This window comes from Streptomyces sp. NPDC002623 (genome assembly GCF_053592635.1).
Genome location: NZ_JBSFWB010000035.1, coordinates 12,763 through 34,052 on the forward strand (window position 1 = coordinate 12,763; position 21,290 = coordinate 34,052).

The following is a 21,290-nucleotide window of genomic DNA, read 5'->3' on the forward strand; positions in this document are numbered from 1 at the left end:
CATCCGCGAGCATCGATGTATCATTTATCTAACCAATTAAGAGGGAGCGTGCTCGATGCCGTCTGCCGCCCTGGAGGGGATCCGCATCCTCGACCTGTCCCGTATTCTCGCCGCGCCGCTGGCCACCCAACTGCTGGGCGACCTGGGCGCCGAGGTGATCAAGGTCGAGCGGCCCGGAGCGGGCGACGACTCACGGACGTACGGGCCCCCGTTCGCGCCCGGGACGGACACCGCCGCCTTCTATCTCTCCTGCAACCGCAACAAGCGGTCGGTCACCGTGAACCACGCCACCGCCGAGGGGCAGGAGCTGATCCGAGCGCTCGCCGCACGCTCGGACGTCGTGGTCGAGAACTTCCGTGTCGGCACCCTGGCGAAGTACGGCCTCGACCACGAGAGCCTGCGCGGAATCGATCCCCGGCTGGTCTATCTGTCGGTCACCGGCTTCGGACAGACCGGCCCCTACGCCCGGCGGCCCGGCTACGACGGGATCTTCCAGGCCATGTCCGGGATGATGAGCGTCTCCGGGCACCCGGACGAGCCGATGAAGGTCGGCATCAGCATGGTCGACATCCTCACCGGGCTCTACGCCTCGACGGCCGTGCTGGCGGCCCTGCGACACCGGGACGCCACCGGGGAGGGCCAGTTCATCGACCTCTCCCTGCTGGACTGCGGGCTGGCCTCGCTGTCCCACTTCGCGATGAACTACCTGGTCTCCGGCGAGGTGCCCGAGCGGCGCGGGAACGGCGGGTACGGGGGGATCCCGTCCCAGTCGTTCATGTGCAGCGACAGACCGCTGTTCCTCGTCGCCGGCAACGACAAGCAGTTCGCCGCGTTCTGCGCGGCGGCCGACCGCACCGATCTGCTCCAGGACCCGCGGTTCGCCACGACCTCCGCGCGCATCGCCCACCGCACGGAGATCCTGCCGGTGCTCCAGGACGTCCTGCGCACCCGGACCCGCGACGAGTGGCTGGCCGTGCTCGACCGGCACGACGTGCCCGCGGGGCCGTTCAACGAGCTGCCCGAGGTCTTCGCCGACCCCCAGGTCCGGCACCGCGAGATGCTGGTCGAGGCCGGCGGACTGCCCTTGCTGGCCAACCCCGTCCGGCTCTCGGCGACCCCCGTCGAGGGATACGCACCGCCGCCCGCGCTCGGCGAGCACACGGCCCAGGTCCTGGGCGAGCTGGCAGGGGTGACGGAGGATCGGCTGGCGGAGCTGCGGGCGCGGGGGGTGGTCTAGGACCTGTCACACCTGCTCGACGAAGGTGGCGGCGCCCTTCTCGATGGTCACGGCGACGGTCGGACTGCCGGGCTCAGCCGATCAGGGTCCGCCCGCCCTCCAGCATCAGCGTCGCACCGGTCAGATAGGCCATGTCGTCGGAGACGAGCGCGGCCACCGCGCGGCCGATGTCCGCCTCCGGGTCCCCCATCCGGCCGAGCGGAATGGCACCGAGCACGCTTTCGGCCTTCTCCGGGTGTGCGGCGAAGAAGTCCTCCGCCGCAGGGCTCAGCGCCGCCGGACACACGACGTTCACCCTGATCCCGTACGCGCCCCACTCCCGCGCGGCCACCCGGGTCAGCCCCCGGATCGCCTCCTTGGCCATCGCGTACGCCGCGAAGGTCGCCTCGCCCTGCACCGCGGCCGAGGAGCCCAGGTTCACCACGCTGCCCCGGCTCGCCCGCAGCTGGGGCAGGGCCGCCTGCATGGCGTGGAACACCGCCAACGGGCCGCTGCGGTAGGCGAGTTCGACGTCCGCGTACGACGTCTGCTCCAGCCGGCGCTGCACCGACGACTGCGCGTTGTTGACGAGCACGTCGAGGGCGCCGAACTCCCGTACCGTCTCGGCCACCATGCGGTCGACGTCGTCCCGCTCGCCGACGTCCCCGACCACCGTGAGCGCCCGGCCGCCGCGCGCCGCGATCTCCGCGGCGGTGTCCTTCAGCGTGCGTTCGGTGCGGCCGGTGATCGCCACCGCCGCGCCCTGCGCCGCCAGCGCGAGCGCGATGCCCCGGCCGACCCCCTGGCCGCCGCCGGTGACCAGCGCCGTCTTCCCCGAAAGCCGTGTCATCACGTCTCCTTCCCGTTCTTCCAGAAGTCCGTCCAGGTGGGAAAGGCGTCGGGCAGCGCGGGCCGGCCGGCGCCCGCCCAGCCCTCGAAGGCCGCCGCCTGGGGACGCTCGGTCACATCGGCCGCGTACCAGTGCTGCTCGCGGCGCCGGGTGAAGTACCACTCGCCGTCGACGCGCGCGTAGTCGTCGAGATAGCGGATCGCCATGACGATCCATCGCTCCCCCACCTCGTGCTCGGCCCGGCAGTACACGGAGCCGGTGGCGGTGTCGCGGCCGGTGAACTCGATCCGGTGGCCGCAGATCTGGTGGACCGACCGGTGGAATCCGCGGACGAGCGGGTCGATGAACGCGCGCAGCGTCTCCCGACCGCTGCCCAGGCGCCCCATGTCGACGTCGGGCGCGAAGCAGCCCACCCAGGCGTCGAGGTCACGGGCGTCCACGGCGAGCGCGTAGCGGACGGGCAGCTGCTGGACGGCGAGATGCGACTCGATCCGGTCCAGGCGCTCTTCGAGTGACGTCGTCATGGCCGGGGTTCCTTCGGCAGGCCGAGGATCTGTTCCCCGATGATGTTGCGCTGGATCTCGCTCGATCCGCCGTAGATCGTCTCCGCGAGGGAGAGCAGGAAGGAGCGCTGGCGGGTGTCCAGGCCGTAGTCCTCGCCGACGATCTGGCCCGCCGGACCTGCCAACTCCATGGCCAGATGGCCGAGTTGCTGGTGGCGTGTCGAGGCGTACAGCTTGGCCGTGGCGGCCTGGGCGCCCGGGGTGCGACCCGCGGTGAGTTCGGCGACGGTCCGCAGGTTGGTGGTGCGCATGATGCGTACGGAGATCCAGGCGTCGACGATCCGGCGGCGCAGCATGGGGTGGTCCAGGGCGCCCCGTTCCCGGGCGAGGTCGATCAGCGCCTCCGCCTCCCGTTCGAAGGTGAGCTGCTGGGGGAGCAGGGTGGTGCCGCGCTCGATGCCGAGGGTGGTCATCGCCGTGCGCCAGCCCTGGCCGACCTCTCCGACGACCAGGTCCGCGCCGGTGCGGGCGTCGGAGAGGAACACCTCGGCGAACTCGTCCTGACCGGCGAGGTTGCGGATGGGCCGGATCTCGACGCCCGGCTGGTCGGCCGGGAGGAGGAGCATGGTGAGCCCTTGGTGCCGCACGGAGTCCGGGTCGGTGCGGGTGAGGAGATAGAGCCAGTCGGCGTGGACGCCGAACGAGGTCCACACCTTCTGCCCGTTGACCACCCACTCCGCGCCGTCGCGTTCGGCCCGGGTGCGGACGGAGGCCAGGTCGGAGCCCGCGCCGGGTTCGCTGAACCCCTGGCCCCAGAGTTCCTCGACGGCGAGGATCGGGGGCAGGAACCGCTTCTTCTGCGCCTCGGCGCCGGTCTTGAGGAGCATCGGCCCGAGCAGGTCCAGGGCGTTGCCCGTGGCGCGGTAGGGCGCGTTCGCCCGGGCGTACTCGTACTCGAAGACGATCTCCTCGATCAGGCCGAGGCCCCGGCCCCCGTACTCCTCGGGCCAGCCGACGCCCAGCCAGTTCCCGGCGGACAGCTCACGGTCCCAGGCGAGCCGCACCCCCCAGGCCTCGCCGTCGGTGGGGCCGCCCACGCCCCGGTGCTCGGCGAACTCGCCCACGAGGTGGTCCGCCAGCCAGTCCCGCAGCTCGTCGCGGAACTCGCGTACGGCGGGACCGAAGTCCAGTTCCATGTCGGCTTCCATGTCAGCTCCCTTGCCGGTGATCGCGGGCCGGTGGTCAGATGCCGAGCCGGGCCGCGAGCAGCTCACGGTGGTACGACGGCGTGCCCAGCAGCGCCTCGGAGCTCTTGGCCCGCTTGAGGTACAGGTGGGCGGGGTGCTCCCAGGTGAAGCCGATCCCGCCGTGGACCTGGATGTTGTCGCCCGCGACCTTGGTGAACGCCTCCGAGCAGAAGGCCTGGGCGATCGCCGCCGCGATCGCGGTCTCCGTCTCGTCGTCGGCGTCCAGCGCCCAGAGTCCGCCGTACGCGGCCGAGCGGGCGGACTCGATCTCCATGAGCATGTCGGCGCACTTGTGCTTGACGCCCTGGAAGGAGCCGATGGGCCGGCCGTACTGCTCGCGGATCCTGGCGTAGGCCACCGCGGCGTCCAGAGCGGCGGAGGCTCCCCCGACCTGTTCGGCGGCCAGCAGGACGGAGGCGGTGGCGAGGGTGCGTTCGAGGGCGGGCCAGGCCGTGCCCTCGGCGCCCAGCAGTCGCGCGGGGGTGTCCGTGAACTCCAGCCGGGCCTGTCCGCGGGTCTGGTCGAGGGTGGGCAGGGGCGTGCGGACCAGGCCCGGCGCGTCGGCGTCGACCGCGAAGAGGCTGATGCCACGGGGGGTACGGGCCGCGACGAGAAGCAGGTCGGCCAGGTGCCCGTCCAGGACGTAGGTCTTGACGCCGGTCAACTGCCAGCCGCCGTCCGCCCTGCCGCGCACGGACTCGCAGGCGGACTCGCGGGCGGACTCGCGGGCGGACTCGCCCGTGGACTCACGGGCGGTGAGCCGGATGCCCGGCTCGTCCCAGCGGCCGCCGTCCTCGGTCAGCGCCAGGGTGGCCACCGTCTCGCCGGACGCGATGCCCGGCAGCAGCTCACGTCGGGCCCGTTCGTCCTCGCAGCGCAGCAGGGCCTCGGCGGCCAGCGCCACGGTGGCGAAGTACGGCGAGCACAGCAGGGCGCGGCCCGCCTCCTCGAAGACGATGCCGAGGTCGACGTAGCCGAATCCGGAGCCGCCGTACTCCTCGGGTACGGCGAGTCCCTGCAGACCGAGCTCGCCGGCCATCCGACGCCAGACGACCGGGTCGTGGCCCAGCGGGTCGGCCGCCGGGCGGCGCACCTGCGCATCGCCGCAGTGCTTGGCGAGGAACGACCGTACGACCTTGCGCAGTTCGTCCTGTTCCTCGGTGAAGGAGAAGTCCATGCCTCGTCTCCCGCTTGTCGACCCGACCACGATACAGTTAGATAATTATAGTATCCGCACTGATTGCACCAGGAGCGCGACGTGACCGATCTCTACGCCGAGTTCACGAGCCTGACCTTCGAGCGGCCCGCGCCCGGCGTGCTGCGCATCGTGCTGGACGCCCCGAACCTCAACGCCGTGGATCCGCGGATGCACGGCGAGCTCGCCGACCTCTGGCCGGTCGTCGACCGGGACGCGGACACCCGTGCCGTGCTGGTCCAGGGGGCCGGCCGGGCCTTCTCGGCGGGCGGGACCTTCGACTCCATCGACGCCCTGACCGAGGAGTACGCGGTGCGCGCCCGGGTGATGCGCGAGGCCCGGGACATGGTCTACGGGGTGATCAACTGCTCCAAGCCGGTGGTGTCCGCGATCCACGGCCCGGCGGTCGGCGCGGGGCTGGTCATCGGCATGCTCGCGGACATCTCCATCGCCGCCCGCACGGCGAAGATCGTGGACGGGCACACCCGGCTCGGGGTCGCGGCCGGTGACCACGCGGCCATCTGCTGGCCGCTGCTGTGCGGCATGGCCAAGGCCAAGTACTACCTGCTGACCTGCGAGGCGCTCACCGGCGAGGAGGCCGAGCGGATCGGACTGGTGTCAAAGTGCGTGGACGACGGCGAGGTGCACACGGAGGCACTGCGCGTGGCGAAGGTCCTGGCCACCGGGCCCGCCAGTGCCCTCAGCTGGACCAAGCGGTCCCTCAACCACTGGTACCGCACCGCGCAGCCGATCTTCGAGGCCTCCCTCGGGCTCGAGTTCTTCGGGTTCGGCGGGCCCGAGGTCGTCGAGGGACTCGCCGCGCACCGCGAGAAGCGCGCACCGGATTTCGAGGGCGTGGCCGGCAAGCATCCGATCGACCTCTGATCCCCGCCTCGACCTCTGATCCCCGCCACTCACGAGGAGCCACCGATGACATCCGAACCCACCACCGCCACCGCCCGTGACATCCCCCCGCTGGTGCGGGGACTGACCTACGAGGACATGCCCGCGGGGCAGGTCTTCCGCACCGCCCGGCGCACGATCACCGAGACCGATCTGGTCAACTTCATCACCTGGGGCGGCTTCAACGAGCCCCTGTTCTGGGACGCCTCGCACGCCGCGGACGGCGGCTACACCGGCCGGCTGGTCCCCGGGGCGCTGACGTACTGCATCGCCGAGGGGCTCGTGCTCCAGACGAACGTGCTGCACGGCACCGGACTCGCCTTCCTGCACATGGAGCTGACCGTGCAGGGGCCGGTCTACGTCGGCGACACGCTGTACGCCGTCGTCGAGACCACGAAGTCGCGCCCGTCCGCCAAGCCCGGCCGGGGCGTGGTGACCAGCCGGATCACGGTACGCAACCAGCGCGACGAGGACGTGCTCGTCTACACGCCGGTGCGGCTGATCCGGGGCCGGGACTACGAGGCCGGGACGCCCTGAGGCCGGCCGGGGGCCGGTACGAGCGTCAGCACGGACAGGGAGTGACCGGGTCCGGGCTCCCCGCCGGGGTCGAAGGCCTCGCCGTGCACCCAGTCCGAGGGGATCGGCGGGCGGGACGGGAGCTCGTGGTCGGGGACCGCCATCGCGTACAGGCGGGTGTAGCGGAACTTCGCCTCCAGGTTGTCCAGCACGGACCAGTACTCGTAGCCGCACACGTCCACCCCGGCCGCGACGAGTCGGGCCAGCCAGGCGAGTCGGGCGCGCAGCAGGTTCCGGCGCCGGGCGTCGTCGCCGTGTCCTGACGCGTCGACGAGATCCAGATCGCCCATGCCGTTGTCGACGATCGAGAGCGGCGGCAGCAGCTCCCCGTAGAGGTCGTGGAGGCCGGCGACGGCGTCGGCGAGTCCCTCGGGGAGGATGGGCCAGCCGTAGGCGGTCGTCTCCACCTCGTCGAAGGGGACGATCGCGAAGCCTAGGCCCACGAGCAGGCGGTTCACCTCGTTGAGGGCGCTCAGGCACTTGGCGGTGGGCAGGACGCGCGGCAGGTTCTCGGGGGCGGTGACCCGGAACGGCGTGTGCCAGGACAGGCCGAGGACGTCCTGTTCGGCCGCGATGATCTCCAGGTCGCCCGGGCGCACACAGCCGCTGGCCTCGACGGGGGAGACGTCCTCCTCGGTCACCATGTGCTCGCCGAGCAGCAGGGGGTCGAGGAAGAGCCGGTTGGTCCAGCTCTCCAGGCGCTCGACGGCGAGCCGGTCGAAGGGGTCGTCGGTGGCCGGGTAGCAGCCGACCAGCGTGACCGTGGTCCCGATCCGGCCCCGTGCGCCGGCGGCCCGGAGCGCCTGGGTGGCGAGTCCGCAGGCGAGCAGGATGTGGTGGACGGTGGGCAGACCGGCTCGGCCGATCCCCCGGGCCGGTGGATACATTCCGGCCACATGGTCCGCGAGGGTGGGTCCGGCCAGGTCGGTGGAGGTGATCCAGCGCTCCACCCGGTCGCCGAAGCGGCGGCCGAGTTCGGCGGCATACGCGGCGAAGTGCTCGGCGGTGTCCCGTTCGAGCCAGCCGCCGGCGGCGTCCAGCCAGGGCGGCAGGGTCCGGTCGAACAGGGTGAGGCCGGGCCGTACTCCTTGGGCGAGCAGGGCGTCGAGTGCGCGGTCGCAGCGGTCCAGGGCGTCCCGGTCCCAGCTGCCCGGGCCGTCGGGCTGGAGTCGCGGCCAGCCGGCGACCAGCCGGCGTGCGTCGACGTCTGCGCCGGTGAGCTGCCGGATGTCCTCGGTCCACCGGCCGAAGTGTCCGGCCCGTTCGGGCGGGGGCGGCAGCGGGGCCGCGATGGTGTCGGCGGTGGCGACTCCCCAGTCGACACCGCGCAGCGATTCATGCAGGAAACCATCGCTCATGGTTACCGTCCAGGCGGTGAATGGTTTAGCGCATTCAACTGAATGCCCGCCGTCGGGACGCTAACACTTCACGCAGACCACGACAATGTTTCGGCCAGATCTCCGCGCCTGACCCGCCGCCGGTGGCTCACTCGTCGAAGGGGCGGAAGTCCTCGTCCCGCCACCAGGGGTAGATCGCGGGCATGTCCGCGCTGACCCGGCCCGGGAACTTCGGGGGGCGTTTGGCGAGGAACGACTCGATGCCCTCGGTGGGGTCGGGGCCGCCGCCGATCTGGCTCATGATCCGTGAGTCGAGGCGGTGGGCGGTCATGGGATGGGGCTCGCCGAGCATCCGCCACATCATCTGCCGGGCCAGGGCGACCGAGATCGCGGAGGTGTTCTCGGCGATCTCGCGGGCGAGGGCGTAGGCCGCCGGCAGCAGTTCCTCGGGCGGGTGGACGGAGCGGACGAGCCCGGCGGAGAGGGCCTCGTCGGGGCCGAAGACCCGGCCCGTCGCCACCCACTCCAGGGCCTTCTGCATCCCCACGGCCCGGGGCAGGAACCAGCTCGCGGCCGACTCCGGCACGATGCCGCGGCGGGCGAAGACGAAGCCGAACCTCGCCGACGTCGACGCCAGCCGGATGTCCATGGGCAGGGTCATGCTGGCGCCCACACCCGCGGCCGGGCCGTTGACCGCCGCGATCACCGGCTTGGTGCAGGAGAAGATCCGCAGGGCGACCCGGCCGCCGGTGTCCCGGTGCCGGGCGCCCGCCGTACGGTGGTCGAAGGTCGAGCGGCCGGAGCTGACGTCGGCGCCCGCGCAGAAGCCGCGTCCGGCGCCGGTCACCACGATCACCCGCACCTCGTCGTCGGCGTCGGCCGCGTCCAGGACGTCGAGCAGGTCCTGCATCATCTGCGGTCCGAAGGCGTTGAGCTTCTCCGGTCTGTTCAGGGTGACGGTGAGGATCCGGTCCGCCGTCTCGGCCCGCACGGTCTCGTACTGCATGCACACCCTCCACTGCCCTGTTTCCAGTTGAGCTGAATTAGTTATACCATTCAACTCTACTTACTCATTACAGGTGTGCGACGGAGTGGCGATGACGGATCTGGTGGTGACGGCCGTCGGGCCGGTCAGACTGGTGGAGCTGAACCGGCCCGAGCAGCGGAACGCGATGAGCGAGGAACTGCACACCCGGCTCGCCTCGGTGTGGTCGGAGCTGGCGGCCGACCCGCAGGCGGGGGCGATCGTGCTGACGGGGCGCGGCCGGGCGTTCAGCGCCGGCGGCAACCTCGACCTCATGACCCGGGTCCAGCGCGACGAGGCCTTCCGGGAGCGACAGGTCGACGAGGCCCGCCGGATCGTCACCGGCATGCTCCGCTGTCCGCTGCCCGTGATCGCGGCCGTCAACGGCCCGGCCGTGGGCCTCGGCAGCAGTCTGGCCCTGCTCAGCGACCTGGTGCTGATCGCCGACGACGCCTATGTGGCCGACCCGCACGTCCAGGTCGGGCTGGTCGCGGGCGACGGCGGCGCCTATCTGCTGCCGCTGCTCGTCGGCGCGACCCGGGCGAAGGAGCTGCTGTTCCTCGGCGAGAAGGTGAGCGCCGAGGACGCGGTACGGCTGGGGCTCGCCAACCGCGCCGTGCCCCAGGACAAGCTGCTGGACGAGGCCATGGAGCTGGCCCGGCGGCTGGCCGCCCAGCCCGCGCAGGCGCTGCGCCAGACCAAGCTGGCGGTCAACCGGCACCTGGAACAGGCCCTCGGCACGGTGATGGAACCGGCCCTGCTCGCCGAGCGGGACACCATGCACGCGCCGGACCACATCGCCGTCGTCGAGGAGATCATCGCCTCGCGCGCCCGCCGCCGAGCCGACGGAAAGGGCTGAGGCATGGACTTCGCGTTCAGCGACGAGCAGGAGGAACTGCGGCGCACGGTACGGGCGTTCCTGGCGGACACCTCGCCCGAGACCGAGGTGCGGCGGCTGATGGAGACCCCGGAGGGCTTCGACCGGGCGCTGTGGCGCAGGCTCGGTTCGGAGCTCGGGGTGCTGGGGCTGGCCGTGCCCGAGGAGTACGGCGGCGCCGGGTGCGGGCCGGTCGAGGTGGGCGTCGTCCTGGAGGAGGCGGGCCGCGCGCTGCTGTGCGCGCCGTTCCTGTCCTCGGCGGTGCTGGCCACGACCGCGCTGCTGGGCAGCGACGACGAGGAGGCCCGGGAGCGGCTGCTCCCCGGGCTGGTCGCCGGCGAGTCGGTGGCGACGCTGGCCCTGACCGAGGACTCCGCCCGCTGGGACGCGGCGGGAATCGGGCTCACCGCCCGTGCGACCGGGGGGAGTTGGCTGCTCACCGGGCACAAGACGTTCGTCCTCGACGGCGCCTGCGCCGATGTCGTCCTCACCGTGGCCCGGGCCGCGGACGGCATCGGGGTGTTCCTGGTCGACGGCGACGCGGCCGGGCTGCACCGCGCGCCGCTGCCCACCCTGGACCCGACCCGTCGGCAGGCGCGCCTCGACTACGACGGCGTACGGGCGACCCGGCTGCGGACGCACGGCGACGGCTGGGACCTGGTGTCCCAGGTGCTCGACCGGGCGGCGGTGGCGCTGGCCGCCGAGCAGGTCGGGGTGGCCTCGCGCGCACTCGACATGGCCGTGGAGTACGCCAAGGTGCGGCATCAGTTCGGGCGGCCCATCGGCTCGTTCCAGGCCGTGAAGCATCTGCTCGCCGACGTCCTGCTGGAGGTGGAGTCGGCGCGCGCGGCCGCGCACTACGCGCTGCTCGCCGCCGAGGGCGGGAGTCCGGAGCTGCCGGCCGTGGCGAGCCTCGCCAAGGCGTTCTGCTCCGACGCGTGTCTGACGGCGACCAGGGAGAACATCCAGGTCCACGGCGGCATCGGCTTCACCTGGGAGCACCCGGCCCAGCTGTATCTGAAGCGGGCCAAGACATCGCAGCTGCTGTTCGGCGATCCCGCGTACCACCGGGAGCTGCTCGTACGGAGAATCGGCATGGAAGCAGGCGAGGGAGCGGCATGAAGGTCGACGGAAAACTCAACGTGTGGAGCACGGCCGAAGTGGTCGAGGAGGCCCGCCGCCACGAGAAGGCGGGCTACGACGGGCTGTGGGCGTCGGAGTCCAAGCACGATCCGTTCCTGCCGCTGCTGCTGGCGGCCGAGCACACCGACCGGCTGGAGGTCGGTACCGCCATCGCGGTGGCCTTCGCCCGCTCCCCCATGCAACTCGCCCACACGGCCCATGACTTGCAGACCTACTCCGGCGGACGCTTCTCGCTGGGCCTCGGCAGCCAGATCAAGCCGCACATCGAGCGGCGCTTCTCGATGCCGTGGAGCCGGCCGGCCGCGCGGATGCGGGAGTACGTGAGCGCGCTGCACGCGATCTGGGCCGCCTGGAACGAGGGCGAGCGGCTGAACTTCCGGGGCGACTTCTACTCGCACACCCTGATGTCCCCGTTCTTCTCCCCGCCGCCCGCCGTCGGCGGGGCGCCGAAGGTCTTCGTGGCCGCCGTCGGGGAGGCGATGACGCGGGTGGCGGGCGAGGTGGCGGATGGGCTGCTGGCGCACGGCTTCACCACCGAGCGCTATCTGCGGGAGGTGACCCTGCCGACCGTCGAGGCGGGGTTGGCAACCTCGGGCCGGGCCCGCGGCGACTTCTCCGTCTCCCATCTGCTGCTGACCGCGACCGGCCGGACGGAGGAGGAGATGGCCCGCGCGATCGACGGCACCCGTGGGCAGATCGCCTTCTACGGCAGCACCCCCGCCTACCGGGGCGTGCTGGAACTGCACGGCTGGGGCGAACTCGGCGACGAGCTGCACACGTTGTCGACGTCCCGGCGCGAGGACAAGTGGGAGGCGATGGCCCGGCTCGTCGACGACGAGGTCCTGCACACCTTCGCGGTCGTGGCGGAGCCGGAGCGGGTCGCGGGCGAGATCCGGCGCCGGTACGGGGCGCTGGTCGACCGGGTGTCCTTCTACACGGCGTACGAGATCGACGCCGAGGTGTGGGAGCCGATCGTGCAGGAGCTTCGAGCGGGCTGACCGTCAGCCGAGCAGGTCCAGCACGGTCGTCATGGACCTGCTCTGCAGCAGATAGTCCTCGGCCTCCTGGAGGTGGACGCGCCACAGCTCCTCGGCGGCCTCGGTCCGGCGGGCGGCGACCAGGTCGACGAGCGCGACATGGGCGCGGAAGCCTCTGCGGTTGGCCCGCACGTTCTCGGGGCTGCCGGCGTCGAGGTCGACATGGGACCAGTTGGCCTGGTCGATGATGTGCCGGACCATGCCGTTGAGGACGCCCAGCGTCTGGTTGCCGGCGAGTTCGACGACGAGCGCGTGGAACTCCATGTGGGCGCGGATGAACGCGGAGGGGTCGTCCATGAGGAGCTCGGCCGCGGCGACCGCGGCCCGCAGCCGCTCCAGGTCCTCGTCCGTGCGCCGCTCGGCGAGCAGCCCGGCGCAGGGCGCCTCGATCACCGTACGGGCGTCGTAGACGTCCTTCAGGGTCGTGCCCCGGTATTCGAGGACGACGCCCGCGTAGCGCGCGGCGACCGTGCCCTCCGGGATCTGCACCCGCGCCCCGCCCCGCGCGCCCCTGCGCACGGTGATCAGGGACTCCGACTCCAGCACCCGGAACGCCTCGCGCAGGGTGGGGCGCGAGACGGCGAACTCCTCCATGAGCGCGGTCTCCGACGGCAGCGCCTCGCCCTCGGTGAGCTCGCCCCGCACGATCATCCGGCGCAGCCGTGCGGCCACCAGCTCGGCCATCTTGGGCACCCGTACCGGCGTGTTCACCACGGCGTCCACCCCTGCCTTCATCGACTCTGCTCGGGCACGAAGTACGGCAGCGCGATCTCGTCGGTGAGGGCGCGGAAGTCCACCCGCACACGCAGACCGATGACGACCTGATCGGGGTCTCCCGCGTCCACGTGCGACAGCAGGACGCCCCCGTCGTCCAGGTCGATCACGGCGAGCGCGAAGGGCGTGTCGAAGCCGGGGCCGGGGGCGCGGTGGACGACGGTCACCGAGTAGACGGCGCCCCGCCCGGCGCTCGGGGCGTACGTCCAGTCGCGCGCCAGGCACCCCGGGCAGGCGGGCTCGGGCACGAAGAAGCGCAGTCCGCACGCCGGGCACTGCGGGACGACGAGTTCACCGCGGCGGGCCGCTGCCCAGAACGGCTCGGACAGCGGGGTGGGGACGGGTACCGGCCTGCTCATCGGGTCCTCCCCAGCACGCTCATCTCGTAGTGCTGCGCCCCCGAACCGGCGTTGCCGACGACGGCGAGTTCGGCGCCGTCGACCTGGTGGACGGCGGTGCCGCGCAACTGCCGTACCGCCTCGACGACCTTGAGCGTCATCTGCTGGGTCCCGTTCCACGCGTAGGCCAGACAGCCGCCGTCCGGATTGACCGGATGCGTTCCGCCGACGGCGATGGCGCCACTGGCGGCCAGGGGGCCGCCCTCGCCTTCGCCGCACAGTCCGAGCGCCTCCAACTGCCGGATGATCTCGAAGGAGTTGGGGTCGTAGAGGGAGAAGACGTCCACGTCGTGCGGGCTCACCCCGGCCATGGCGTAGGCGCGGCGGGCCGCGTCCCGGCCGAGCTGTCCGACCTCGCGGTGCAGCGCCGGGTTGGCGTAGGCCGCCTGGTGGTACTCCATGCCGCCGCCGAGCACGGCGACGGGCGGCTGCGGCAGGTCGCGGGCGCGTTCGGCGGTCGTCACGACGAGGGCCGCGCCGCCCTCGCCGACGATGCAGCAGTCCAGCAGATGGAAAGGAGTGGCCACCATGCGGGACGCGAGGACGTCGTCGGCGGTGTAGGGGCCGCGCCCGTACATCATCGCCTCGGGGTTGGTGGCGCCGTTGTTGCGGAGGGTGGCGGCGACCTCCGCGAGCTGGCGGGAGGTCGTCCCGTACTCGTGCATGTGCCGTGCCGCCACCAGGGCGAACTGGGCGACGACATAGCTGCCCCAGACGTCGGCGAACTCCAGCGGCACCCCGGCGCCGACGGGCCCGGTCCCGCGCGAGACCAGTTTGCAGCCGCCGACCACGACGGTGTCCGCGTACCCGGCGCGTACGGCGGCCGCCGCCTTGAGCAGCCCGCGCGAGCCGGCGTTGTCGAGCATGGAGTCGCTGGTCCAGCGCAGGTCCCGGCCGAGCAGCCGCGCCCAGGAGCTGCCCTCGCCGGGCACGCCGCCCGGCCCCGGCCAGTCGACCTGGGCGCCGTCGACGTCGGCGGGTGCGAGTCCGGCGTCCGCGATCGCGCCGGTCACCGCTTCCAGGGCCAGGTCCATGGCGTCGCGGTGCGGCAGGGACAGCGCCTGTTCGGTGGCGTGCACCCCGACGACGACGGGCTGCCGGGGGTCGACGGGACTCACCGTCCCGCGCCCAGCTGGGCGCCGCCCGGATAGCCGCCCCCGCCGAAGCGCTCGTCGAGGGTGTCGTAGTCCTTGGCGAAGTCCGCCGTCCGCGGCAGCGCGTCCACGAACTCCACCGTCTTCGGCTTCTTGTACGAGGCGATCCGCGCCCGGCAGTGCTCGACGACGTCCTCGGCGGTCACCGGATCGGCGCCGGGCCGGAGCACGACGACGGCCTTGACGTCCTGCGCCCAGCGCTCGTTGGGGACGCCGATGACGGCCGCCTCCTTGACGGAAGGGTGCGCCTCGATGCAGTTCTCCACCTCGGCGGGGAAGATGTTCTCGGCCGCCGACTTGAGCATGCGGGTCGTGGTGCCGAGGAAGCTGATCGTGCCGTCGGCCTCGCGTCGGCCGAGGTCGGTGGTGTGCCACCAGCCGAACCGGAACCGCTCCTCGTTGATCTCCGGCCGGTTCCAGTAGCCGAGGTGGACGAGATCGCCGCGGACGCAGATCTCGCCGACCTCGCTCTCCGCGCCCTGCTCGTCGAGCACGCGGACGGCCGCGAAGGGACCGGGCCGTCCCGCGTTGCCGAGGCCGCTGCCGCCGTGGGCGCCGGTCACGGCGAAGCCCGTCACCTCGGTCTGGCCGTAGCCCCGGCCCTCGCCGCCGCCGTTGCGGGTGAAGCGGCTGGTGTCGGTGGGCACGGTCCCCTGCCACAGCGGCGCGGCGACGCTCGCCCGCAGGCTGGACAGGTCGTGGCCGGCCTCCCGGTTGAGCGCGACGAGCCGGGCGATGGTCGGAGGCATCAGATAGGCGTGGGTGCACCGTTCCGCCGCCAGCAGGGGCAGCAGTTCCTCGGCGACCACGCGGCGCACCACGACGTTCTTGCCGCCGTGCACGAAGGCCGGGACGCCCCAGAACTGGTAGTTGCCGATGTGGAACATCGGCCCGGCGCCGAGGAAGGCGGTCTCGGCGCCGATGTCGCCCATCCAGGCGGCGCTCGCGCCCATGGCGATCAGGTTGCGGTGCGAGAGCATCGAGCCGGACTGCCGGCCGCTGATCGCCGCGGTGTAGATGACCAGCAGGGCGGAGTCGGGGTCGACGTCGGGGGCGGGTCGGGCCGGGTCCTCGGGGGCGCCGGAGGCGAGGAAGGACTCGTAGGTGCCCGGGCCCTCGGCGTCGTGCCGCAGCCACAGCGCGCGGTGGCCGTCGCCGAGTTCGGCGCGCGCCTTGGCGACCGTCCCGCCGATCTCCTCCTCCTGCCAGACGACGACCTTGGGGTCGAAGTCCTCGACGGCGAAGGCCATTTCGGGGGCCGCCCAGCGCCAGTAGCCGGGGCAGACCATGGCGCCGGTCTTGGCGGCCGCGCCGAGCAGCTCCCAGATGCGGAAGGAGTTCTGGCCCAGCCAGAGGATGCGGTCGCCGGGACCGACCCCGGCGGCCGTGAGGGCGTCGGCGAGCCGGTCGGTGCGTTCGTCCAACTGCGGCCAGGTGAGCCGGACGTCGCCGTCGACGAGGGCGACGCCGTCGGGAAAGGACCGTCGGTGCTCTCGGATGATGTCGCCGAACGTCAGGCGGCGGGCGGAAGTCACGTGAGCTGCTCCTGTGAGGTCTCGTCGGCCGCGGGCTGCGCCGAAGCCGCCCACCGGCCGAGCTTAAATAGCTAACCTATTTATCGAAGCTAGTCAATGCGGTCGACCGTCGCGCTCAGAGCCCGAGCGAGCGGCCCACGATCTCCTGCATGATCTCCGAGGTGCCGCCGAACACCCGCTGCACCCGGCTGTCCCGCCAGATGCGGGCGATCTCGTACTCGTTGACATAGCCGTAGCCGCCGTGCAGCTGCATACAGCGGTCGACGACCTCCCAGCAGGTCTCCGTGGTCCAGTACTTGGCGGCGGCGGCCTCGTCGGCGGTCAGCTCTCCGTCGACCAGCGCGAGGATGCAGCCGTCGAGGTAGCCCCGGGCGGCGGCGATCCTGGCCTTCATGTCGGCGAGGGCGAACCGGTTGGCCTGGAACTCGCCGATCGGCCGGCCGAAGGCGGTGCGGTCCTTGGCGTACGCCAGGGTGACCCCGAAGGCGCGCTCGGCGGAGGCGAGGGCGGCGACGGCGATGGCGAGCCGCTCGGTGGGGAGGTTGCCCATCATGTGGTAGAAACCGCGCCCCTCCACTCCGATGAGGTTCTCGGCGGGGACGCGGACCTCGTGGAAGAAGAGTTCGGCGGTGTCCTGGGCCTTCATGCCGATCTTGTCGAGCTTGCGCCCGCGCTCGAAGCCCTCGGCGCCGCGCTCGACGACGATCAGACTGATGCCCTTGTGGCCGGCCTCCGGGTCGGTCCTGCAGGCGACGACGACCAGGTCGGCGAGGATGCCGTTGGTGATGAAGGTCTTGGAGCCGTCGATCACCCACTCGTCGCCGTCCCGGCGGGCGGTGGTGCGGATGCCCTTGAGGTCGGATCCGGCGGCCGGTTCCGACAGGGCGAGCGCGCAGATCGTCTCGCCGCTGATCACTCCGGGCAGCCAGCGGGCCTGCTGTTCGGGGGTGGTCAGGCCCATGAGATAGGGCGGGATGACGTCGTTCTGGAGCCCGAGCCCGATGCCGACGGCGCCGGTGGCGGCCATCTCCTCCGCCATGACGGCGTTGTAGCGGAAGTCCTGGACGCCCTGCCCGCCGTACTCCTCGGGGAACTGCCAGCCGATCAGGCCCGCCTTTCCCGCGGCGGTCCAGGCGGCCCGGCCGACCTGCCCGTCGGCCTCCCACTGCTCGGTGTGCGGGACGCATTCCCGCAGGTAGTAGGCACGGGCGGTCTCGCGGAACAGCTCGTGCTCCTCGGTGAAGATCGTTCGGCGCATCCTCGACTCCCCACTTCTGCATCTCGCTTATTCAGCTTAAGTAGTTATACGATAGCGCTGTTTTTGGATTCGGGTCGGGTTCGGGACAGGGAGGGCGCGTGAGCGTACGGGACAAGGTGGCACTCGTCACCGGAGCGGGCCGCGGCATCGGAGAGGCCATCGCCGACGCGCTGGCCGCTCAGGGAGCCTCGGTCGCCGTGTGCGACGTGGACGCGGAGGCCGCCGGCAAGGTCGCGGCCCGGCTCGCCGAGCGGCACGGGGTGCGCGCGGCCGGAGTCGGCGCGGACATCTCGGACGGCGCGGCCGTGCGCTCGGCCGTGCAGCGGGCGACCGCCGCGTTCGGCCCGGTCGACATCCTGGTCAACAACGCGGCCGTCGACGTCATCGGCCGGTTCGTCGACAGCGACGAGGCGACCTGGGACCGGATCATCTCCGTCAACCTGCGCGGCACCCTCACCGTGACCCGGGCCGTCCTCGACTCGATGATCGAGCGCGGCGGCGGCCGGATCGTCCACATCGCCTCGGACGCCGGCCGGGTCGGCTCGTCCGGCGAGGTCGTCTACTCGGCGACGAAGGGCGGGGTCATCGCCTTCGGCAAGGCCCTCGCCCGCGAGGTCGCCCGGCACGGCATCACCGTGAACAGCGTCTGCCCCGGGCCGACCGACACCGCGCTGCTCGGGCAGGTCGCCGAGTACAGCCAGAAGATGTACGACGCGACCGTGCGCGCGATCCCGCTGCGCCGCGTCGCCCGCCCGGACGAGATCGCCCGCGTCGTGGCCTTCCTCGCGTCCGACGACGCCGCCTATGTGACCGGGCAGACGCTCTCGGTCAGCGGCGGCCTCACGATGGTCTGAGGTGAGGGACATGCTGCGCGTCGAACTCCGCGACAGGGTCGCCGTGCTGACCCTGGACCGGCCGGAGCGGCTCAACGCGATCGGGACCGGGACGGTCGGCCGGCTGCGGGCGGCCCTGGCCGAGATCCACGACGACGACCGCGTCCGCGCCCTCGTGCTGACCGGGGCGGGGCGGGCGTTCTCGGCCGGCGCGGACCTCGGCGAGATCGAGTCGTTCACCAGGCCCGGACAGTTCCGGGACTTCGTCGGACGGCTCACCGAGGCGTTCGCCGTGCTGGAGGAGTTCCCGAAGCCGTCGGTGGCGGCCGTCCACGGGTTCGCCTTCGGCGGCGGTCTGGAACTCGCGCTCGCCTGCGACCTCAGGGTGGCCGAGCGCGGCGCCCGGCTCGGGCTGCCGGAGATGAAGCTCGGCGTCCTGCCCGGCGCGGGCGGCACCCAGCGGCTGCCGCGGCTGGTGCCGCCGGCCGTCGCCAAGCAGATGATCCTCACCGGCGAACCCGTCGACGCCGCACGGGCCCATGCGATCGGCCTGGTCAACGAGCTGGCCGCGCCCGGTGAGGCGCTCCGGACGGCCGAGGCGCTGGCGGGCCGACTCGCCGCCGGTGCGCCGCTGGCGCTCGCGGCGGGCAAACGCCTGGTCGACCGCGGGCTCGGCATGGATCTGGAGGCGGCCGTCTCCTACGAGCGGGAGACCGTCTCGGTGCTGTTCTGCACCGAGGACCGCGTCGAAGGGCTGAAGGCGTTCCGTGAACGACGCCCCGGGGAGTTCCGCGGTGTCTGACGTCAGGGAGGTGGCCGTGCGGCCGCTGGAAGGCATTTCCGTGGTGGAGCTGGGCATGTGGGTGGCCGCTCCGGCCGCCGCCGCCATGCTGGCCGACTGGGGCGCGGACGTGATCAAGGTGGAGGCGCCGACCGGCGACCCCAACCGCTACACGCTCAAGCACGTCGGCCAGGACATCGACAGCGCGCCGCCCTTCGAGACCGACAACCGGGGCAAGCGCAGTGTGGTCCTCGACCTGCGGTCGGCGGACGGCAAGGCCGCGCTGGAGCAACTCCTGGCGCGCGCCGACGTGTTCGTCACCAACCTGCGCCCGGGCGCCCTGGAGCGGCTGGGCCTGGGGCCCGAGGAGATCCGGGCGCGCCACCCCCGTCTCGTCGTCGGCACCCTGACCGGATACGGCTGGACCGGCCCCGAGCGCGACCGTGCCGGGTACGACGTCTCGGCGTTCTGGGCCCGCCCCGGCATCGCCGCCATGCTGAACCCGGCGGGCGAGCCGCCGCCCGGCATCCGCCCGGGCCTCGGCGACCGCACCGCCGCCGCCAACCTCGTGGCCGGTGTGCTGGCCGCGCTGCTGCGCCGGGCGCGCACCGGCGAGGGCGGCGTGGTCGACGTGTCGCTGCTCAGGTCCGGGACGTACGCGAACGGCAACGACCTGGCCCTGCAGAACTTCTTCGGCCGGCGGGGCCGGACCCGCCCGCGCACCGAGCACGAGTCGCCGCTCTACAACTGCTACCGGGCCGCCGACGAGCGCTGGTTCTGGCTGGTCGGCCTGGAGGGCAACCGCCACTGGCCGGGCGTCGTGAAGGCGCTCGGGCGCGAGGACCTGGCGGCGGACGAACGGTTCGCCACCGGCAGCGCCCGGCGCGGGCACGTCCGCGAACTGATCGCCGCGTTCGACGAGGAATTCGCCCGCCGGCCGCTGCACGAGTGGGCGGAGCGGTTCGACGCCGAGGGCGTGTGGTGGGCGCCCGTGCAGACCCTGGCGGAGGTGTCGGCCGATCCGCAGGCGGAGGCGGTCGGGGCGTTCGTCGAACAGCCCGGCATGGGCGACGCGCCGCCGCTGCGCACGGTGGCGACACCGGTCGGCTTCTGGGGCGTCGACGACACACCGCGCGGCGGCGCGCCGACGCTGGGCCAGCACACCGACGAAGTACTCGACGAGCTTCGGCACACAGGGAGGTAGAGGGTGGGCATCCTCGACGACAAGGTCGCCATCGTGACAGGCGGCGGACGCGGGCTCGGCCGGGCGCACTGTCTGGCGCTCGCCGCGGCCGGGGCGACCGTGGTGGTGAACGACCTCGGCTCCGGCATCCACGGCGAACGGACCGGCGACTCCCCCGCCGACGAGGTCGTCGCCGAGATCACCGGGCGCGGCGGGCAGGCGGTCGCCAACCATGCGTCGGTCACCGACTGGGCGGCCACGGAGGCGATGGTGGCGGACACGGTCGCCGAGTTCGGGCGACTGGACGTCATCGTCAACAACGCGGGCATCGTGCGCGACCGGATGCTGTTCTCGATGACCGAGGCCGAGTTCGACGCGGTGATCGCGGTGCATCTGAAGGGCTCCTTCGCACTCACCCGGCATGCGTGCGCGTACTGGCGGGAGGCGTCGAAGCGGGGTGAGCGGGTCGCGGGCCGGGTCATCAACACCACGTCCGGAACAGGGTTGTTCGGCAATCAGGGGCAGTCCAACTACGGCGCCGCGAAGGCCGGGATCGCCGGGCTCACGGTCCTGACCGCCCTGGAGATGCGCAGGTACGGCGTCACCGCGAACGCCGTCTCGCCGATCGCGGCCACCCGGATGACGCAGGGGCTGGAGGTCGGCGCTCAGTTGGCGGACGGCCCCGAGGGCTTCGACCCGCGCGATCCCGCCAACGCCTCGGGCGTGGTGGTCTACCTGGCCTCCGACGCCGCGTCGTGGCTGACCGGCCAGGTGCTGCGCATCGAGGGCAACCGCCTCAACCGTCTCCAGGGCTGGACCGTTTCCGGCGTGTACCCGAGCCGGTCCGGCGAGGCGCTCACACCCGAGGAACTCATGGACGCCGTACCGCAGTTGTACGGGGCCGCGCCCGCCGGCCGGGCCACCGGAGCGGGCCAGTGAAGGGCCAGGACGCCGCAGCCCTGGTGCTGCGCGCGACGCTCGGGCCGATGCTCTTCGCGCACGGCTGGAACAAGGTCGACGGGCCGGGCGGACTCAAGGGCACCACGGGCTGGTTCGAGGCGCTCGGCCTCAGACCGGCGGAGGTGCACGCCCGGATGGCGGCCGGCACCGAGATGGCGGCGGGAGCGGCCATCACGCTCGGCGCGGCGAATCCGCTTCCCGCAGCCGCGGCGATCGGCCTGATGACGGTGGCCGCCCGGACCGACCACCGCGGCAAGGGCTTCTTCGTCTTCAAGGGCGGCTGGGAGTACGCCGGTGTGGTGGGCGGCGCGGCCGTGGCCCTGGCCGCGCTCGGCCACGGAAGGTACTCGGTCGACGCGCTGCTGCCTCACCAACGGGCGGGCGCAGGGGCCGCGTTGCTGGCCGCGGGGCTCGGGGCGGCGAGCGCGGCGGCGCTGCTGGCCGTGTGCTACCGGCCTGCCGAGAAGGCTGATGAGACAGACAAATGAACCCGATCGATCAGGGAG

At 72.4% G+C, this 21,290-nt stretch carries 22 protein-coding genes; 11 read left to right on the forward strand and 11 right to left on the reverse strand.

The features are described from left to right. Nucleotides 1-55 precede the first annotated feature (55 nt). Nucleotides 56-1,237, forward strand: coding sequence for a CaiB/BaiF CoA transferase family protein (locus ACWD4O_RS39650; protein ID WP_451287829.1), 1,182 nt, complete (start codon nucleotides 56-58; stop codon nucleotides 1,235-1,237). Between the two features lie 73 nt (nucleotides 1,238-1,310). On the opposite strand, the gene ACWD4O_RS39655 is transcribed toward ACWD4O_RS39650, so the two are convergent. From ACWD4O_RS39655 to ACWD4O_RS39670, 4 genes are read right to left on the reverse strand one after another with little or no spacing between them, the layout of a single operon-like run. After that, a complete protein-coding gene (locus ACWD4O_RS39655; protein WP_451287831.1) occupies nucleotides 1,311-2,066 on the reverse strand; it encodes an SDR family NAD(P)-dependent oxidoreductase in 756 nt (251 codons plus the stop codon). Beyond that, nucleotides 2,066-2,590, reverse strand: a complete 525-nt coding sequence (locus ACWD4O_RS39660; RefSeq protein ID WP_451287833.1) for a nuclear transport factor 2 family protein — start codon at nucleotides 2,588-2,590, stop codon at nucleotides 2,066-2,068. The genes ACWD4O_RS39655 and ACWD4O_RS39660 overlap by 1 nt, the downstream gene beginning before the upstream one ends. Beyond that, nucleotides 2,587-3,765 (reverse strand): acyl-CoA dehydrogenase family protein, encoded by a 1,179-nt coding sequence (locus tag ACWD4O_RS39665; protein WP_451287930.1) that lies wholly within the window; start codon nucleotides 3,763-3,765, stop codon nucleotides 2,587-2,589. The genes ACWD4O_RS39660 and ACWD4O_RS39665 overlap by 4 nt, the downstream gene beginning before the upstream one ends. A 46-nt stretch (nucleotides 3,766-3,811) precedes the next feature. Next, entirely contained in the window at nucleotides 3,812-4,993 is a 1,182-nt protein-coding gene (locus tag ACWD4O_RS39670) for an acyl-CoA dehydrogenase family protein (RefSeq protein WP_451287835.1), read from the reverse strand. Between the two features lie 81 nt (nucleotides 4,994-5,074). Between ACWD4O_RS39670 and ACWD4O_RS39675 the strand changes: the two genes are divergently transcribed. Next, nucleotides 5,075-5,896, forward strand: a complete 822-nt coding sequence (locus tag ACWD4O_RS39675; RefSeq protein ID WP_451287837.1) for an enoyl-CoA hydratase/isomerase family protein — start codon at nucleotides 5,075-5,077, stop codon at nucleotides 5,894-5,896. A gap of 45 nt (nucleotides 5,897-5,941) precedes the next feature. Beyond that, entirely contained in the window at nucleotides 5,942-6,451 is a 510-nt protein-coding gene (locus ACWD4O_RS39680) for a MaoC family dehydratase (protein ID WP_451287839.1), read from the forward strand. On the opposite strand, the gene ACWD4O_RS39685 is transcribed toward ACWD4O_RS39680, so the two are convergent. Both ACWD4O_RS39685 and ACWD4O_RS39690 read right to left on the reverse strand, forming a co-directional pair. After that, nucleotides 6,430-7,848 (reverse strand): glycoside hydrolase family 1 protein, encoded by a 1,419-nt coding sequence (locus ACWD4O_RS39685; protein WP_451287840.1) that lies wholly within the window; start codon nucleotides 7,846-7,848, stop codon nucleotides 6,430-6,432. The genes ACWD4O_RS39680 and ACWD4O_RS39685 overlap by 22 nt on opposite strands. 127 nt (nucleotides 7,849-7,975) lie before the next feature. After that, nucleotides 7,976-8,833: a crotonase/enoyl-CoA hydratase family protein gene (locus ACWD4O_RS39690; protein WP_451287842.1), complete on the reverse strand. Its 858-nt coding sequence runs from the start codon at nucleotides 8,831-8,833 to the stop codon at nucleotides 7,976-7,978. A gap of 91 nt (nucleotides 8,834-8,924) precedes the next feature. On the opposite strand from ACWD4O_RS39690, the gene ACWD4O_RS39695 reads away from it, so the two are divergent. From ACWD4O_RS39695 to ACWD4O_RS39705, 3 genes are read left to right on the forward strand one after another with little or no spacing between them, the layout of a single operon-like run. Next, nucleotides 8,925-9,710: an enoyl-CoA hydratase/isomerase family protein gene (locus ACWD4O_RS39695; RefSeq protein ID WP_451287845.1), complete on the forward strand. Its 786-nt coding sequence runs from the start codon at nucleotides 8,925-8,927 to the stop codon at nucleotides 9,708-9,710. A gap of 3 nt (nucleotides 9,711-9,713) precedes the next feature. Beyond that, nucleotides 9,714-10,850: an acyl-CoA dehydrogenase family protein gene (locus ACWD4O_RS39700; protein WP_451287847.1), complete on the forward strand. Its 1,137-nt coding sequence runs from the start codon at nucleotides 9,714-9,716 to the stop codon at nucleotides 10,848-10,850. Beyond that, nucleotides 10,847-11,869 carry an LLM class F420-dependent oxidoreductase gene (locus ACWD4O_RS39705; RefSeq protein WP_451287849.1) on the forward strand — a complete coding sequence of 341 codons (1,023 nt, stop codon included), beginning with the start codon at nucleotides 10,847-10,849 and terminating at the stop codon, nucleotides 11,867-11,869. The genes ACWD4O_RS39700 and ACWD4O_RS39705 overlap by 4 nt, the downstream gene beginning before the upstream one ends. A 3-nt stretch (nucleotides 11,870-11,872) precedes the next feature. On the opposite strand, the gene ACWD4O_RS39710 is transcribed toward ACWD4O_RS39705, so the two are convergent. The 5 genes from ACWD4O_RS39710 to ACWD4O_RS39730 all read right to left on the reverse strand — a co-directional run bounded on the left by ACWD4O_RS39710 (nucleotide 11,873) and on the right by ACWD4O_RS39730 (nucleotide 17,027). Further along, nucleotides 11,873-12,643: a FadR/GntR family transcriptional regulator gene (locus tag ACWD4O_RS39710; protein WP_358802818.1), complete on the reverse strand. Its 771-nt coding sequence runs from the start codon at nucleotides 12,641-12,643 to the stop codon at nucleotides 11,873-11,875. After that, nucleotides 12,640-13,041 (reverse strand): Zn-ribbon domain-containing OB-fold protein, encoded by a 402-nt coding sequence (locus ACWD4O_RS39715; RefSeq protein ID WP_451287851.1) that lies wholly within the window; start codon nucleotides 13,039-13,041, stop codon nucleotides 12,640-12,642. The genes ACWD4O_RS39710 and ACWD4O_RS39715 overlap by 4 nt, the downstream gene beginning before the upstream one ends. After that, nucleotides 13,038-14,198, reverse strand: a complete 1,161-nt coding sequence (locus tag ACWD4O_RS39720; RefSeq protein ID WP_451287852.1) for a thiolase family protein — start codon at nucleotides 14,196-14,198, stop codon at nucleotides 13,038-13,040. Before ACWD4O_RS39720 ends, ACWD4O_RS39715 begins: the two co-directional genes overlap by 4 nt. Beyond that, on the reverse strand, nucleotides 14,195-15,769 hold the full coding sequence (locus ACWD4O_RS39725; RefSeq protein WP_451287854.1) for an AMP-binding protein: 1,575 nt from the start codon (nucleotides 15,767-15,769) through the stop codon (nucleotides 14,195-14,197). Before ACWD4O_RS39725 ends, ACWD4O_RS39720 begins: the two co-directional genes overlap by 4 nt. A 115-nt stretch (nucleotides 15,770-15,884) precedes the next feature. Continuing rightward, nucleotides 15,885-17,027, reverse strand: a complete 1,143-nt coding sequence (locus ACWD4O_RS39730) for an acyl-CoA dehydrogenase family protein (RefSeq protein ID WP_451287856.1) — start codon at nucleotides 17,025-17,027, stop codon at nucleotides 15,885-15,887. A 98-nt stretch (nucleotides 17,028-17,125) separates the two neighbouring features. On the opposite strand from ACWD4O_RS39730, the gene ACWD4O_RS39735 reads away from it, so the two are divergent. Genes ACWD4O_RS39735 through ACWD4O_RS39755 form a run of 5 tightly spaced genes read left to right on the forward strand, consistent with a single transcriptional unit; the run spans nucleotide 17,126 to nucleotide 21,272 of the window. Continuing rightward, nucleotides 17,126-17,881 (forward strand): SDR family NAD(P)-dependent oxidoreductase, encoded by a 756-nt coding sequence (locus ACWD4O_RS39735; protein ID WP_451287857.1) that lies wholly within the window; start codon nucleotides 17,126-17,128, stop codon nucleotides 17,879-17,881. A gap of 10 nt (nucleotides 17,882-17,891) precedes the next feature. Then, the gene (locus ACWD4O_RS39740) at nucleotides 17,892-18,662 is read left to right on the forward strand and encodes an enoyl-CoA hydratase/isomerase family protein (protein WP_451287859.1); all 771 of its coding nucleotides are present in this window, start codon (nucleotides 17,892-17,894) and stop codon (nucleotides 18,660-18,662) included. Further along, nucleotides 18,655-19,845, forward strand: a complete 1,191-nt coding sequence (locus ACWD4O_RS39745; protein WP_451287861.1) for a CaiB/BaiF CoA transferase family protein — start codon at nucleotides 18,655-18,657, stop codon at nucleotides 19,843-19,845. Before ACWD4O_RS39740 ends, ACWD4O_RS39745 begins: the two co-directional genes overlap by 8 nt. Before the next feature lie 3 nt (nucleotides 19,846-19,848). After that, a complete protein-coding gene (locus ACWD4O_RS39750; protein ID WP_451287863.1) occupies nucleotides 19,849-20,763 on the forward strand; it encodes an SDR family NAD(P)-dependent oxidoreductase in 915 nt (304 codons plus the stop codon). After that, the gene (locus ACWD4O_RS39755) at nucleotides 20,760-21,272 is read left to right on the forward strand and encodes a DoxX family protein (RefSeq protein ID WP_451287865.1); all 513 of its coding nucleotides are present in this window, start codon (nucleotides 20,760-20,762) and stop codon (nucleotides 21,270-21,272) included. Before ACWD4O_RS39750 ends, ACWD4O_RS39755 begins: the two co-directional genes overlap by 4 nt. Nucleotides 21,273-21,290 lie beyond the last annotated feature (18 nt).